Genomic DNA, 13,679 nt, shown 5'->3' with positions numbered 1-13,679 from the left:
CCGGGATCCATGCTCCAACTCTTCTACTCGAACCGCTATGAAACCCTTGTCGGCGCGCTGCTCGACGACCTGGCGCAAGCGCCGTCCGATCCTTGGACCGCGCAGCCCGTGATCGTCCCGAGCGCGGCGGTGCGGCGCCGGCTCGAGCTCGACATCGCGGGGCGCCAGGGTATCTGCGCGAATGTCAATTTTGGTTATCTCGCGCAGTGGCTGTGGGCGCAAATCGGCGGCGTGATCGAAGTGCCCAAGCATTCGCCGTTCGCGCCGGACCGGCTGGTCTGGCGCTGCTACCGGCTGCTGGGAGAGGCGGATGAAGCATTGCCCTGGAACGCCTCTCCGCGTCTGCGTACTTATCTCGATGCGGCTGATGCGTCGATGCGCTACGAACTGTCGCGCCGCGTGGCCACCGTGCTCGACCACTATCTGACTTATCGCCCGGAATGGTTGCTGCAATGGCAGAAGGGCGGTTCGATCTTCGCGAGCGGCGCTGCGGACGACAACGGTCCACGTCTCGTCGGCGCAAGCGAGGCTGCGCGTGAGGACGAGCGTTGGCAAGCCGCACTGTGGCGCGCCGTGCTTGCCGAAGTGGCGGGCCACGCGCAAACGCCCGCGGCTGCGCTGCCGCCGGCATATCGCTTTCTCGAAGAAATCGGCACGCTCGATCTGGAAGCCATCTCGAACGCGCAGTGGCCCGAAGCGGTCAGCGTGTTTGCACTGCCGACCATGCCGCCGCTGCACGTCGCGCTGCTGCGTGCGCTGTCGCGCTGGGTCGATGTGCGTCTGTATGTGATGAACCCGTGCCGCGAGTTCTGGTTCGACGTGGTCAGCGCGGGCCGCGTGGAAGCGCTCGATGCCGCAGGCCAGCTCGACTATCAGGAAGTGGGCCATCCGCTGCTGGCTGAGTGGGGCCGCCAGAGTCAGGCGCAACTACACATGCTGCATGAGCTGACTGAGAGCGCCGCATCCGGCGAGACTGGCGACTTCACGGAGAATCCGGAGCCGAGTTGGCTCGCCGCCGTGCAGAACGGCATCCTCGATCTGCGGGCGGAAACGGAGACTGACGAATTGCCGATCGAGAACGGCATCGAAGTCCACGTGTGTCACAGCCTGTCGCGGCAACTCGAAGTGCTGCACGATCGCCTGCTCGGGTGGTTCGATGAGTTCGACGATCTGCAGCCGTCCGACGTGCTGGTTGCCGTGTCCGATCTCGCGGCCGCCGGGCCCTTGATCGACGCGGTGTTCGGCACCGCGCCCTTTGGCGATACTCGCCGCATTCCATATCGGATCACCGGCTTGCCGCCCTCGCAGGCTAATCCGGTCGCGCGTTTGCTGCTGGACTGGCTGGCCTTGCCTGAGCGTAGCGTGGGCGCGCCGGATCTGATCGAATGGCTGCGGGTCGATGCGATCGCTGCGCGTTACGGGATCGATTCCAGTGCACTCGAAGCCGCGCAGGAATGGCTCGCGGCAGCTGGTGCGCGTCGAGGGCTTGTACCCAGCGAGCCGACGGGCGAGCACGTGCCTGTCGCGCGTCATACGTTCGCCGATGCGCTGACCCGGCTGTACCTCGGCTATGCGATGCCGGATGGCGGCGAACCGGTCGATGCCTGGTTGCCCGTTGAAGGTGCCGATGGATCGGACGCTGAGCTTCTCGGCCGCCTGTCGCGTTTCGTCGACGATATCGAGACCTTCGCGCAGCGCTGCGCGGCCGAGCAGACACCTGCCGAATGGACGCAACTGCTGCTCGAAACGCTCGCGCAGTGTTTCGACGGCGGCGTGGAGTTTGCCGATTCGCTGGCGGCGGTGCGCGACGCCATCGACAAGATGGGTGACGCGATGCAAGCGGGCGCAGAAAACGTCGTGCTGCCCGCCGCCGTGGTGCGCGGCGCGCTCACCGAGGCGCTCGACGACCCGGCGCGCGGCGGCGTGCCTTGGGGTAGCGTGACGTTTTCGTCGCTGACCAGCTTGCGCGGGTTGCCGTATCGCATCGTTTGCCTGCTCGGCATGGACGACGGCGTGTTGCCGAGTCTCGCCCGCGCCGACGAATTCGACCTGATGGCCGCGTTCGGTAAAGCAGGCGACCGGCAGCGCCGCGACGACGAACGCAATCTGTTCCTCGATCTGCTGCTGGCTGCACGCGACCGGCTGTTCATCGCCTATACGGGCCGCAGCATTCGCGACAATGCGCCGTTGCCGCCGGCCGCGTTGGTCGACGAATTGCTCGATCACCTTGCGCAAGTGTCGGCGGGGGAAGGGGCGAGTCCCGCGGAAATCGAAACCGCGCGGCATGCGTTCGTCATCGATCATCCGCTGCAGGCGTTCGCGTCGGACTATTTCTCGTCGCAGCGAGGCCTCTTCACTTACGACATGGATCGCGCAGAACTGGCCAGTCTGCTGGCAGCTCCGCAACATCCCGCTGCCGCGCCGTTCTTCGATCAACCGTTGCCCGCCGAAGACGCGGCTCCCGTCGCATTCGACGAATTCGTGCGCTTCTGGCGTCATCCGGCGCGTGCGTTGTTGCGCGACCGCTTGGGTATCGTGTTGTCGGATGCGCAGGGCGAATTGCTCGACACCGAGCCGTTCGAACTCGATTGGGCCGGTCGGGATGCCTTGGCGGAGCGGCTCCTGCCGGTCCTGCTGGATAGCGATGCCGAAGATGACGACAGCATGTTCGAGCGCGTGCGCCGCGTCGCCGCGGCCAGTCCCGAACTGCCGGGTGGCGCGACCGGCGCGGTATGGCGCTCGCGCGAACTCGGCGCGCTGCGCCAACTCGCCGACAGCGTGCGCCGCGAAGTCGCGTCGGGTGTCGAGCGTTTGCCGTTCGTGCTCGATATCGTGCCACGCTGGCCCGATCGTGCCGACATCGCCGAAACGCTCTTCGGGCCTCATGACGTGGCGCTCTGCAAAGCGGCCGAAACGCCGCTGCAACTGCACGGCACCTTGAATTTGCTGACCGAAACAGGACAAGTGATTTTCCGTTACGCCAAACCTACTGCACGCGACTATCTGTCGGCGTGGCTTGCGCATCTGGTCTATTGCGCGGCGCAGCCGAACGGCCCACGCCGCACGGTGTGGCATGGCAGCGGCGAGAGCTTCGAGCTCACGCCGGTCGCCGCGCCGCTCGATGAACTGGCGCCGCTTGCCGCATTGTTCAGAGCAGGGCGCATGCTGCCGCTGCGCTTTTTCCCGAAGAGTGCGTGGGTGAAGGTCAGCGAGAGCGATTCCGCGGCGCAGGGTGTGTGGGTCAATGATCGTGTGCGCGGCGAATCCGACGACCCCGCCTTGCGCATCGCGCTGCGTGGCACGCCGCTTACGCTTGACGAACCGTTCGGCAGTCTTGCCTCGATCGTCTTCAAACCGCTAGTGCAGCATCTGCGGAGTGCATCATGAGCGGTGCCGTTCACCATCACGCGCTGGTCGCGGAAGAGCTCGACGTCTTCGCGTGTTCGCTCGACGGCGTCAATCAGATCGAGGCGTCGGCGGGAACCGGCAAGACCTGGAACATTTGCGCGTTGTACGTGCGGCTGCTGCTCGAAAAGAACCTGAACGCCGATCAGATTCTTGTCGTTACCTTTACGAAGGCGGCGACCGCGGAGTTGCACGAGCGGATTCGCGGGCGGCTCGCGGAACTGGATCGGGCTATCGATACGGACGACGATGGCGGCGATCCGTTTGTCCAGCGTCTCTTTGAAACCACCCTTGCGCCAGAGCGCGGCATCGATCGCGAGACTGCGCTGAAAGTCGTACGCCGCGCACTGCGTACGTTCGACCAGGCCGCGATTCACACCATTCACGCGTTCTGTCAGCGTGCCTTGCAGGAGGCGCCGTTCGCCGCGGCCATGCCGTTCGCCTTCGAAATGGAAGCCGACGACGCTGCCTTGCGTTTCGAAATGGCAGCCGATTTCTGGCGCGAGCAAGTGGAACCGGTGGCCTATGCGCATCCTGCTTTCGCTGCATGGCTGGTGGCCAAACGCGCTGGTCCCGCATCGCTCGATGAGCAACTCGCGCGGCGCTTGAAGAAGCCGTTGGCGCAGCTACGCTGGGGCAAGCTCGATGCAGGTGGAAACGATGCCGATCCGCAGGCGGGTTTCGCTGCTGCCTGCGCGATCTGGCAGGTGGAGCGCGACGCGATCGTGAGTCTGCTTGGAGGCGCACAAGACCGTCTGAGCAAGACCTCGCACAAGCCTGAGCTCGTGAGCGCCGCGATCGCCGCGTGGACCGAATACTTCGCCCAGGGCGATTGCCATGCGCCGCCGCCAAAGGCGGCCTTGAAGCTGACAGCGTCGGCGTTGAAGAAGGCCACCAAGGTCAAGTTTCAACCGCCCGAGCATCCGTTCTTCGAGCACGCCGAAGCGCTGGCTGCAGCCGTGGTCGCGGCCGAAGCTGCGCAACGCGCGCGCTGGCTCTCGCTCGTGGAAACCTGGCTCGACTACGCGCCCGCCGAACTGGTGGCGCGCAAACGCACGCGCAGGGTGGTGTCGTTCGACGATCTGCTGTCCAATCTGTATCGCGCGCTCGCTGCCAACCCCTGGCTTGCCGATGCTTTGCGCACGCGTTATCCGGCCGCGCTGATCGACGAGTTTCAGGATACCGATCCGTTGCAGTTCGCGATCTTCAGCCGCATCTTCGCGCCTGCCGGCCCGCTGTTTCTGGTCGGCGATCCTAAGCAGGCGATCTACAGTTTCCGCGCGGCGGATCTGCATACCTATCTCGCGGCGCGCGCGGCAGCTTCCGCGTGCTACACGCTGGCAGTCAATCAACGTTCGACTGCGCCGATCGTCGAGGCGTGCAACCGGCTATTCGAAGCCAACCCCCAGGCGTTCGTGCTCGACGGTCTCGACTATCAGCCGGTGCGGGCCGGCGAGCGGCGTCGTCCGCCTTTCTCCGAACCTGATGCGGGCGCAGGCGATTTCCGCATCTGGACGCTGCCGCAAGGCGACGCGGCGTTGACCAAACGCGAAGCGCAGCGCGCGGCGAGCGAAGCCTGCGCCGCAGAGATCGTGCGGCTCCTGCGCGGCGCACGCGAAGGGTCGGTGACGATTGGCGACGCGCCGCTCGCGCCGGGCAATATCGCGGTGCTCGTGCAAACGCATAAGCAGGGCAGTCTGATCAAGCGTGTGCTGGCGTCGTGGGGCGTCGGCAGCGTGGAGCTGGCGCAGGCTTCGGTGTTCGCAACGCTCGACGCCGAGCAGATCGAACGCGTGCTGGCCGCGGTCGATACGCCGGGCGACTTGCGCCGTTTGCGCGCCGCGCTCGCCACCGATTGGCTCGGCCTCGATGCCGCCGCGCTGTGGCGCCTCGAGCAGGTCGCCGACGCGCCGGCGTCGGCCGACGATCCCGCGCATGCCGCGGACGCAATGGGTTGGGTCGAACGTTTCTCACGCTATCGCACGCTATGGCACGAGCGCGGCTTCGCCTTGATGTGGCGCACGCTGATGCGCGAGCTGCGAGTCGCACAGCGTTTGGTGGCCGGACCGGACGGCGAGCGCCGTCTGACGAACGTGAATCATCTGGCCGAACTCGTGCAGGCGCGTGCCGCCACGCAACCCGGCATCGCGCCGACTTTGCGCTGGCTCGCCGCGCAACGCACGCAAGGTGGCGGCGAAGACGCGCAGTTGCGGCTCGAGTCGGATCGCAACCTCGTGCAGATCGTTACCGTCCACAAATCGAAAGGGCTCGAATATGCGGTCGTGTTCTGTCCGTTTCTGAACGACGGCGCGCTGCGCGAGCCGCCATCCTCCGGTCTGCCCGATGCGCGCGAGTATCACGACGAAACGGGCGGCGCAGTGCTGCACTACGGTTGCGATGACGACGAGGCCGAACGCGCGTCGCGTTACGCGGCGCGCGAACAGGCGGCGGAACGGGCGCGGCTCGTCTATGTAGCGCTGACGCGCGCGGTGTATCGCTGCTATCTGGTTGCCGGTACTTATCTTTCGTCGCGCTCCACCAAGGAGTCTCGCCGCAGCGTGCTGAACTGGCTGGTGGGCGGCAGCGGTCACAGCTTCGACGACTGGCTCACCGATCCACCCGACGAAGCTGGCTTGTCCGAGCGATGGCGAGCATTGGCGGGCGGCCCGATCACGTTGCAGCCGTTGCCGAAGGTGGAGCGCCGCGTGCCGTTGGAAAGCCTCCAGGACAGCGGCGCGCGGATGCAGGCGCGCGTCAATCGGCGGCCGTTGCGCGATCAGTGGCGCATGGCGAGCTTCAGCGGCTTGATCGCCGCCGGCAGCAAGGCCGAGGAGGCGCATACGCCGGTGGAAGAAGTGCGTCCCGATCACGATGAGATCGCCGATGCGCTCGCGCCTGCGCCGTTGCCGGTGCCGCAAGCGCCGTCCTACGCTGAGGACGACATTCTCGCGTTCCCGCGCGGCGCGGCGGCGGGCGACTGTCTGCACCGCATGTTCGAGCTCGCGGATTTCACCCGTCCGGATAAGTGGCCGGAGGCCATCCGGGGTGCCTTGCGCGACCGCCCGGCGCCGGCAGTGCCCGAACTCGCGGCACGTTTGCCCGCCATGATGCATAAGCTGATCGCGGACGTCGTGAGTACCGAGCTCGTGCCCGGCATGGCGCTCGCAAGACTGAATCCGCGGCGCCGCCTGAACGAACTTGAATTCCTGTTTGCCGCGCCTTCGCTTGATTTTCCGGCGTTGCGCGAGCTGCTGATCGAACACGGCTATCCCGACGTTGCGCTGGAGCCCGGCGTGTTGCGCGGTTTCGTCAAAGGATTTATCGACATGATCGTCGAGCACGACGGACGCTTCTGGATTGTCGACTGGAAGTCGAACCATCTGGGCGACACCGCCGCCGACTACGCCGCGGCGCCGCTCGAAGCGGCCATGGCGAGCCACGCGTATCACCTGCAGGCGCTGCTCTATACGGTGGCGCTGCATCGCTATCTGAAAACGCGGGTGCGCGATTATGCGTACGACACGCACATCGGTGGCTATCTCTATCTGTTCGTGCGCGGCGTTCGTCCGCAGTGGCGCGATGCCGACGGGGCGGCGGGCGTACATATGCGGCGGCCCGCATTCGAACTGGTGGCGCTGCTCGACGCGGCGATGATCGGAGGTGTCGCATGAGCACCTTCGAGCGGATATCTTCTGCGCCGCCGGAGCTCGACGACATCGGCGTGAATTTACCTGCGCCGGCTGATTTCAGCACAGCGCTAGCCGAAGGGTTCGCGCGCCGCGTCGGCACGCTCGCGCGGCGCGGCGGCGCGTCGGGCGAGGCGGTAAAGTGGGCGGCGCGGGCCGCCTTCGCCGCGAGCCGCGCGACTGCCGAAGGGCACGTGTGCCTGCCGCTTGCCGTGCTGGCGCGACGCTTCGATGCGTCGAGCGCCGAAGTGCGCGCGGCGCTGTTCGCAAGCAGCATGGCTAGCGACGGCTCTCAAAACGCGGCGGCGTTGCGGCCGCTGGTGATCGACGGGCAAGGGCGACTGTATCTGGCGCGCTACTACGACTACGAGCGGCGTCTCGCTCGCTCGCTGGTTATGCATGCGGGCGGGGGGCAGGTGGAGGGTATTCGGGCTCGCAATCAGACGCGGGTTGCAGCCAACGCCAACGCCAACGCCAACGCCAACGCCAACGCCAACGCCAACGCCAACGCCAACGCCAACGCCAACGCCAACGCCAACGCCAACGCCAACCTCCAGGGCGCGGGCTCCGGTGCAGGCGCAGACGCTGACACGACCGCCCAAACGCTACACGAGCGCCTGCTGCGCTACTTCGGCCCGCCGCAGGACGACGAGGTCGACTGGCAACGTGTCGCGGCAGTCATGGCGCTGTCCGGGCGGTTGACCATCGTCAGCGGCGGCCCGGGCACCGGCAAGACGACTACGGTGGTCGGCGTGCTCGCCTGTTTGCTGGATGCGCGGGCCGATCTGCGAATTGCATTGGCGGCGCCCACCGGCAAAGCCGCGCAACGGATGCAGGAAGCCTTGCTCGCCCGTGCCGGCGATTTGCCGCCCGAACTCGCTGCGCGCTTGCCGCAGACCTCGTACACCTTGCATCGGCTGCTCGGCTCGGGGCCGGGCGGGCGCTTTCGGCATCATCGCGACAACCCGCTGCCTTACGACGTCGTCGTGATCGACGAGGCGTCGATGATCGACGTCGCGATGGCGGCGCATCTGCTCGATGCCATTGCGCCGCAGACGCGTCTCGTGATGCTGGGTGACAAGGACCAACTCGCCGCCGTCGAGGCCGGTGCGGTGTTCGCTGAGCTCAGCGCGCGGCCTGCTTTTACGCCGAACGGACTGCAGCGGATCGCTGAGGCGCTTGGTATTGAAGCGGCGCGGTTGTCGCAAGCGCTGCCGGGTGCATCGAGCGGCTTCGACGAAAGGCCTGACGATCTTTTCGCGTATGCGGGTGCGCCGGACGATTTCGATACGCCGCCTGACGACCTGTTAGTCGATGCGGATGCAAGTGGCCCACTCGCCGACTGCGTCGTATGGCTCGAGCGCAACTATCGATTCGGCCTCGAATCGCCGATCGGCCGTTTGTCGCTCGCGATTCGCAACGGTGCGGCCGGCGCGGCGCTCGAAGTCCTTCGCATCGACCCTGCCGAACCCTGCGCAGCGGCGCTGTACGAAGACACGCATGCGACGCTTGCCGACCGCACCGTCGTGCGGCTTGCAGCAGGTTTCGCACCGTACGCGGATGCGCTTGCTGAAGCGCTCGCCGCCGATACACCAGACCCATTGCCGCTCTTCGATGCGCTGAACCGTTTTCGAATTCTGTGCGCGACACGTTCGGGGCCACGCGGCGTCGATCAGGTGAATGCCGCGATGGCCGCGCAGGTGAGGCGCTCGGCGGGCGTGACACTGGCGGTAGGCGCACAGTGGTTCGCCGGGCGCCCCTTGATGGTCACGCGCAACGATTACGCGCTCGGTCTGTTCAACGGCGACATCGGCATTGCGCTCCCGGGCGCGGGCGGGGCGTTGCGCGTGTATTTCCGTACCGGCGACGGTGGTCTGCGAGCCGTATCGCCTGCCGCGCTGCCGCCGCACGATACGGCATTCGCGCTCACGGTTCATAAGTCGCAAGGCTCGGAGTTCCAGCATGCGGTGTTGATGCTGCCGTCGGTGTTCAGCCGCGTGCTGTCGCGCGAACTCGTGTACACGGCAATTACCCGCGCGCGCGAACGGGTGGAGGTGATCGGCGCGCGCGCCGTGCTGGCGCAGGCCATCGCGACGCCGACGCAGCGTGACTCGGGCTTAGCCGCGCGAATTGCGGAGGCGTGGCGCGTCGCTTAACAGGATGGCGCGGGCAACGGACATAGTCGTTCGTGCTCAGCTCGCGATCTCACCCGCCTGCGCGCGCGCCTCGGCCCGGCTGCGCATGGCCTTGCGGTACCACAGCGTCCATAGCGCCAAGGCGCCGTAAATGCCATAGCCGATGAACGGCGAGACCACCAGAAAGCGCTCGATCGGCCACGTGAGTGCCATCCATGCGCGCAGCGCCGTTTCACCGGTCAGGCCGACGCCCCATACCAGCGTCATGAACCGCATTGCACTGACGAGAGCCGCGCGCTCGCGCCACAACGCTTCGAAGCGCGCGGCGCCGCCTTCCATCTCACGGGCGACGGTGGCGCGTGCAAGATAGAAGATCAGCGGGCGGCGCATCGGCAACGACAGCAGAAACACCACGCCCACCGCGCCGGACACCAGCGACTCTCGCAGCAACAGCATGCGGGGACTGCCGCCCAGCGCCATTGCCGCGACTGACAGCACGATGCCTGCCACGACCATCACGCTGAGCGCGTCGACGCGTCGAAAGCGCACTAGTTCGATCAGGCTCCAGACGATCGGCGGCACGGCGGAGGCGATCAGTGCGCCGGTCTCGCCCAAGTGCGGCAGCGCGAGGCGGTAAGCAAGCCACGGCAGCAGAAAGTTGACGGCCAGTTCCAGCACAAAACCCGGACGGAGCTTCATATGAATTTACGCTGTAAGCGAAAACGGCAGTATCGGCGAACCGGCTGCGGCGATGCAAATAGTTTTTCGCATCGGCGGCCGCGCCCGATAGTCCGTAGTCGGTAATCGGCTGCGTCCTGTGTACACTTGCGTCTCCTAGCTCAATCCAGTCATGACTTCCCGTTATCCGATCCCGCCGAACGAAATCGAATTGACCGCAGTGCGCGCGCAAGGAGCGGGCGGTCAGAACGTCAACAAGGTTTCGAGCGCCATCCATCTGCGTTTCGACGTGCACGCGTCGTCGTTGCCGGAAGTGCTGAAGATGCGCCTGCTCGCGCTGTCCGATCACCGGCTCACGCGCGACGGGGTAGTGATCATCAAGGCGCAGGAGCATCGCACTCAGGAGATGAACCGGGTGGCGGCGCTGGCGCGGCTCGATGAACTGATCGAAAGCGTCAGCGTGACGAAGAAGCCGCGCGTCGCGACCCGGCCGACGCGCGCCTCGAATCGGCGTCGCCTCGACAGCAAGGCCAAGCGCGGGGAGATTAAATCCGGCCGCGGGCGGGTAGAGGACTAAAGGGACTAAAAGGGGACTAAAGGGGGATTAAAGGCGGAGCAGCTCAGGCTCAGCGTTTGGCCCCGTGTCCGCCAGAACGCGTATCGGCCGGTGACGTCGCCGGTACAAAGTCAACGCAAAGCACATGCGTGCCGTCGTCACGGTCGAATGCGATTGCCGCGGTATAGCAGTCCTGGCCGTCCGCGAGCGAATAGTGCGGCCCCATCATGGCGACGCGCCCCGGCGCGGCGAGCGCATGCTTGAAATACGTCCGCCGCGACCAGTTACTGCGCGTATCGGAGTAGAGTGGCGCGAGCCGCAGCGGAATTGGCGGCACCGAGGCGGCCGTGATCGACGCTTGCGTCTGTTCGCCTTGTCCGTCGGTGATGAACACCCGGCGCGCTTCGGGCAGATGCCACACCTTTTGTGCCGCCTGCTGTAGATCGCCGGTGGCTTTGAAGGCGTCGGCGGCGGCGAGCACGGCTTCGGCGAACCCTTCGAAGCCGAGCCGCTGGTGGCCGGCGCGGGCGAGTTCATAAGCGGCGAACTTGGTCCACATCGACTCGATCAGCGCCGGTACCCCGGCGCACGCATCCTGCACCGAACTCTTCGGCTGGCCGAGCCAGAAACCCTGCACGAAATCGACGTCGGCTTGCATCAGAATCATCAACTCTTCGTCGGTTTCGACGCCTTCGGCCAGCACCAGCGTACCGGACTGATGGAGCATCGCGATCAGGTGGCTGATCATCGAATCGTCGCCTTCATGCTTGCCCGCACGGGCGACCAGGGAGCGGTCGAGTTTCACGATGTCGGGGCGAAAGCGCCACACACGGTCGAAGTTCGAAAAACCGGTGCCGAAGTCGTCGATCGCAATCAGGAAGTCGCGTGGCTGCGACGCCGCGAGCATGCTGGCGACGGCGGATTCATCGTCGGCGGGTTGTTCGAGTACCTCGATTACGATGCGCTCCTGCGGCAGGCCGAAGTGCGCCGAAAGCTCGTCAATGAAGGTGCGCTGCGGCCAGCCGGTTTCGAACACCTGCGGACGCGTATTCAGAAACAGCCACCCGGTGCTGATGCCTTGTTCCATGAAATTCGCCACATGCAGGCAGCGGGCGATGCGGTCGAGTTCGCGTGAGTCGGCGGCCGAGCGTGTGCCGGAGAAAAGCACTTCCGGTGACACCGGCAAGCCGACCGGATCGAACGCGCGCAGCAAGCCCTCATAGCCGACCACACACTGATGCGTGACGGACAGCACAGGCTGGAACGCGCTGTGCAGGGTCAGCGCGCGCCATGTCGCGGTCCAGCCGGACTCGTCCCGGACCAGATGCGGGAGCAGGCCGCTCAGGGTCAATCCGCTGACGGTTGGCATAAGGGCGGGCATGAGAGCGGGCATAGTGACGTCGCGGCAAGCGGGTGACGGGGCGCGCGAACAGATTCAGCGCGCAACGGATGTACAGCCCGGGTGTCGGCAGGATGAGGCGGGCACAGCCCGGGAACGCGGAGAGCAATGCCAGCCATGCTGGACTCCGGCGAGATTAGTCAAAACCAGTCTAACAGTTTGCACTTTGCATGAATGTGCGGGTTATCACAGACGCGGGACTTGGCCGAGTACCCGGCAATCCGACCGTGCCGCGGTAGCCAGCCGTGGCGTCCCGGGCGTCTCGCGTGAGCCTCGCACGCGTCTGCCTTGAGCAAGAACGATCGTGCCAAACGCAATCAATCGCGCGTATGAAGCCGAGGGTAGCAGGGCGGTGAGTGGCCGCCCGCCAAACTCCAGGCAAGGACGGTGCTCAGACGTTTTGCGCATGCGGAAGGCCTTGCATCACGGTCATCAAACCGCCATCGCGTCAGTTTGACCGCCCTGCGTAGCCGCCTGCAGGTTTGGCGGGTGGCGGGTATGCTGCTGTTTTTCGTGAAAAAACGGAGGGCAGGCATGGCGGAAATCGCGGTCGTCGCAATCTCGGTGGCAAAGCCGGGCTATGAAGAGCAACTGCGCGAAGCGCTCGAAGGCATCGTCGGGCCGACGCGCAAAGAGCAGGGTGCGCTTCAATACGATCTGCATGGTGACGTGCAGGAGCCGCGCCGGTTCGTGTTTGTCGAGCGTTGGGAAAGCCAGGAAGCACTGGCGGCACATGCCAGATCCGCGCACATTGCGGCTTATAAGAAAGCCGTGGCGGATTGGGTCGAACACGCGGAAATTCGAGTCGTGTCGAAGATCGCGTGAGCGCTTAATGGGCGAACAACAAGGGTCGAACAACGGCGAGTGAGCTGCCAGGCCGGATCCGGCCTGTGCGGCGCTCGCCGCTTATCTTTAGTGCGTGGCTTGCGGGACGTCGAGGATCAGGATGATGGTCCAGTCGGCATCGCCATCGTGGTGATACTGGCGCTCCGCGACGATAAACGGTTGCTGCTTGCCGTCCGGGCCAAGAAACAGCACGTCGCCTTCCATCGGCAGGCACTCGACGGGCGGCAGCGCGAGGAACGCTTCCTGACCGCCGCGCGGCATCAGTTTTTCGATTTTGCGAGATGCTGCTTCAGTCCATTCGATATCTAGCTGGATATTGCTCATGCTGTCCTCCGCACCAAGGTGCGCACAGGTTAGGGGGATTCCGGCCGGGCGACGGTCGCTGGGTGCCGGTCGGTGCGCGACTTTAGCATAACGTCAGCCGGGCACAACGGGCCTGTAGCAAGTCCATTAGACGACAAAAAAGCCGAAACCGGCGGTGCCGGCTTCGGCTTTTCACCTTCGCGGCGAGGCCGCGGGTGATGCTGTCAACTGCGCTTACGAACTGGCGGCCATCGGCTTCGCGGCCTTCTTATGATGCGGGGTCATCTTGTGATGTTTCTCCGGCATAGCCGGTGCGCTTTCCATTGCTTGCTGGCGGTTTTGTAAATCTTGCGCGCGTTGCTCGACGTCAGCGGCCTTGGCCGGATCGGTGCTCATCATGACGCCGGTGTCCTGCGCATAGGCCACGCCCGTTAAGGCACCGAGGGAAATCAGGATCGCCAGGGACACTTTCTTCATTGTTACCTCCGCAGAGTGGTTATGGACCCGAGTATTTGCCTGTCCAATCGGAAAGACAATGCATTCTAGCGAGCAATATCCGCTCCAGCGGACGTTTTGTAACTGCGATGACAATTGGTTACATCTTGTTACGCTCATGCCACTATCGCTGTCGATAACGATCTCGCGTCAAACTCGATAGAGCGTTGTCGACA

9 protein-coding genes are annotated in these 13,679 nt (G+C 65.2%); 5 read left to right on the top strand and 4 right to left on the bottom strand.

The features are described from left to right. Positions 1-9: 9 nt before the first annotated feature. Genes recC through GNZ13_RS34580 form a run of 3 tightly spaced genes read left to right on the top strand, consistent with a single transcriptional unit; the run spans position 10 to position 9,247 of the window. Positions 10-3,387 carry an exodeoxyribonuclease V subunit gamma gene (gene recC / locus GNZ13_RS34590; protein ID WP_172172929.1) on the top strand — a complete coding sequence of 1,126 codons (3,378 nt, stop codon included), beginning with the start codon at positions 10-12 and terminating at the stop codon, positions 3,385-3,387. After that, the gene (gene recB, locus GNZ13_RS34585; protein ID WP_172172927.1) at positions 3,384-7,076 is read left to right on the top strand and encodes an exodeoxyribonuclease V subunit beta; all 3,693 of its coding nucleotides are present in this window, start codon (positions 3,384-3,386) and stop codon (positions 7,074-7,076) included. The genes recC and recB overlap by 4 nt, the downstream gene beginning before the upstream one ends. Next, positions 7,073-9,247 carry an AAA family ATPase gene (locus GNZ13_RS34580; protein WP_172172925.1) on the top strand — a complete coding sequence of 725 codons (2,175 nt, stop codon included), beginning with the start codon at positions 7,073-7,075 and terminating at the stop codon, positions 9,245-9,247. Before recB ends, GNZ13_RS34580 begins: the two co-directional genes overlap by 4 nt. 36 nt (positions 9,248-9,283) lie before the next feature. Here the strand turns inward: GNZ13_RS34580 and GNZ13_RS34575 are convergent, their stop codons facing one another. Next, entirely contained in the window at positions 9,284-9,925 is a 642-nt protein-coding gene (locus GNZ13_RS34575) for a VC0807 family protein (protein ID WP_172172923.1), read from the bottom strand. 151 nt (positions 9,926-10,076) lie between these two features. Between GNZ13_RS34575 and arfB the strand changes: the two genes are divergently transcribed. After that, positions 10,077-10,481, top strand: a complete 405-nt coding sequence (arfB, locus tag GNZ13_RS34570; protein WP_172172921.1) for an alternative ribosome rescue aminoacyl-tRNA hydrolase ArfB — start codon at positions 10,077-10,079, stop codon at positions 10,479-10,481. A gap of 49 nt (positions 10,482-10,530) precedes the next feature. On the opposite strand, the gene GNZ13_RS34565 is transcribed toward arfB, so the two are convergent. Next, positions 10,531-11,829, bottom strand: coding sequence for a sensor domain-containing phosphodiesterase (locus GNZ13_RS34565; RefSeq protein ID WP_172172919.1), 1,299 nt, complete (start codon positions 11,827-11,829; stop codon positions 10,531-10,533). Between the two features lie 564 nt (positions 11,830-12,393). On the opposite strand from GNZ13_RS34565, the gene GNZ13_RS34560 reads away from it, so the two are divergent. Further along, entirely contained in the window at positions 12,394-12,684 is a 291-nt protein-coding gene (locus tag GNZ13_RS34560; RefSeq protein ID WP_172172917.1) for a putative quinol monooxygenase, read from the top strand. A gap of 87 nt (positions 12,685-12,771) precedes the next feature. Here GNZ13_RS34560 and GNZ13_RS34555 read toward each other — a convergent pair whose 3' ends face one another. Next, the gene (locus GNZ13_RS34555; RefSeq protein WP_007182306.1) at positions 12,772-13,029 is read right to left on the bottom strand and encodes a hypothetical protein; all 258 of its coding nucleotides are present in this window, start codon (positions 13,027-13,029) and stop codon (positions 12,772-12,774) included. A 213-nt stretch (positions 13,030-13,242) separates the two neighbouring features. Further along, positions 13,243-13,485 carry a hypothetical protein gene (locus GNZ13_RS34550; RefSeq protein ID WP_172172915.1) on the bottom strand — a complete coding sequence of 81 codons (243 nt, stop codon included), beginning with the start codon at positions 13,483-13,485 and terminating at the stop codon, positions 13,243-13,245. Positions 13,486-13,679 lie beyond the last annotated feature (194 nt).

Source organism: Paraburkholderia elongata (assembly GCF_013177735.1).
Taxonomy (GTDB): domain Bacteria; phylum Pseudomonadota; class Gammaproteobacteria; order Burkholderiales; family Burkholderiaceae; genus Paraburkholderia; species Paraburkholderia elongata.
This window is presented reverse-complemented; position numbering and strand designations above follow the sequence as displayed.

Coding starts and splice junctions, on each gene's coding strand:
- recC (WP_172172929.1), top strand. CDS start 10: ATGCTCCAACTCTTCTACTCGAACCGCTATGAAACCCTTGTCGGCGCG.
- arfB (WP_172172921.1), top strand. CDS start 10,077: ATGACTTCCCGTTATCCGATCCCGCCGAACGAAATCGAATTGACCGCA.
- GNZ13_RS34560 (WP_172172917.1), top strand. CDS start 12,394: ATGGCGGAAATCGCGGTCGTCGCAATCTCGGTGGCAAAGCCGGGCTAT.
- GNZ13_RS34555 (WP_007182306.1), bottom strand. CDS start 13,029: ATGAGCAATATCCAGCTAGATATCGAATGGACTGAAGCAGCATCTCGC.
- GNZ13_RS34550 (WP_172172915.1), bottom strand. CDS start 13,485: ATGAAGAAAGTGTCCCTGGCGATCCTGATTTCCCTCGGTGCCTTAACG.
- recB (WP_172172927.1), top strand. CDS start 3,384: ATGAGCGGTGCCGTTCACCATCACGCGCTGGTCGCGGAAGAGCTCGAC.
- GNZ13_RS34575 (WP_172172923.1), bottom strand. CDS start 9,925: ATGAAGCTCCGTCCGGGTTTTGTGCTGGAACTGGCCGTCAACTTTCTG.
- GNZ13_RS34565 (WP_172172919.1), bottom strand. CDS start 11,829: ATGCCAACCGTCAGCGGATTGACCCTGAGCGGCCTGCTCCCGCATCTG.
- GNZ13_RS34580 (WP_172172925.1), top strand. CDS start 7,073: ATGAGCACCTTCGAGCGGATATCTTCTGCGCCGCCGGAGCTCGACGAC.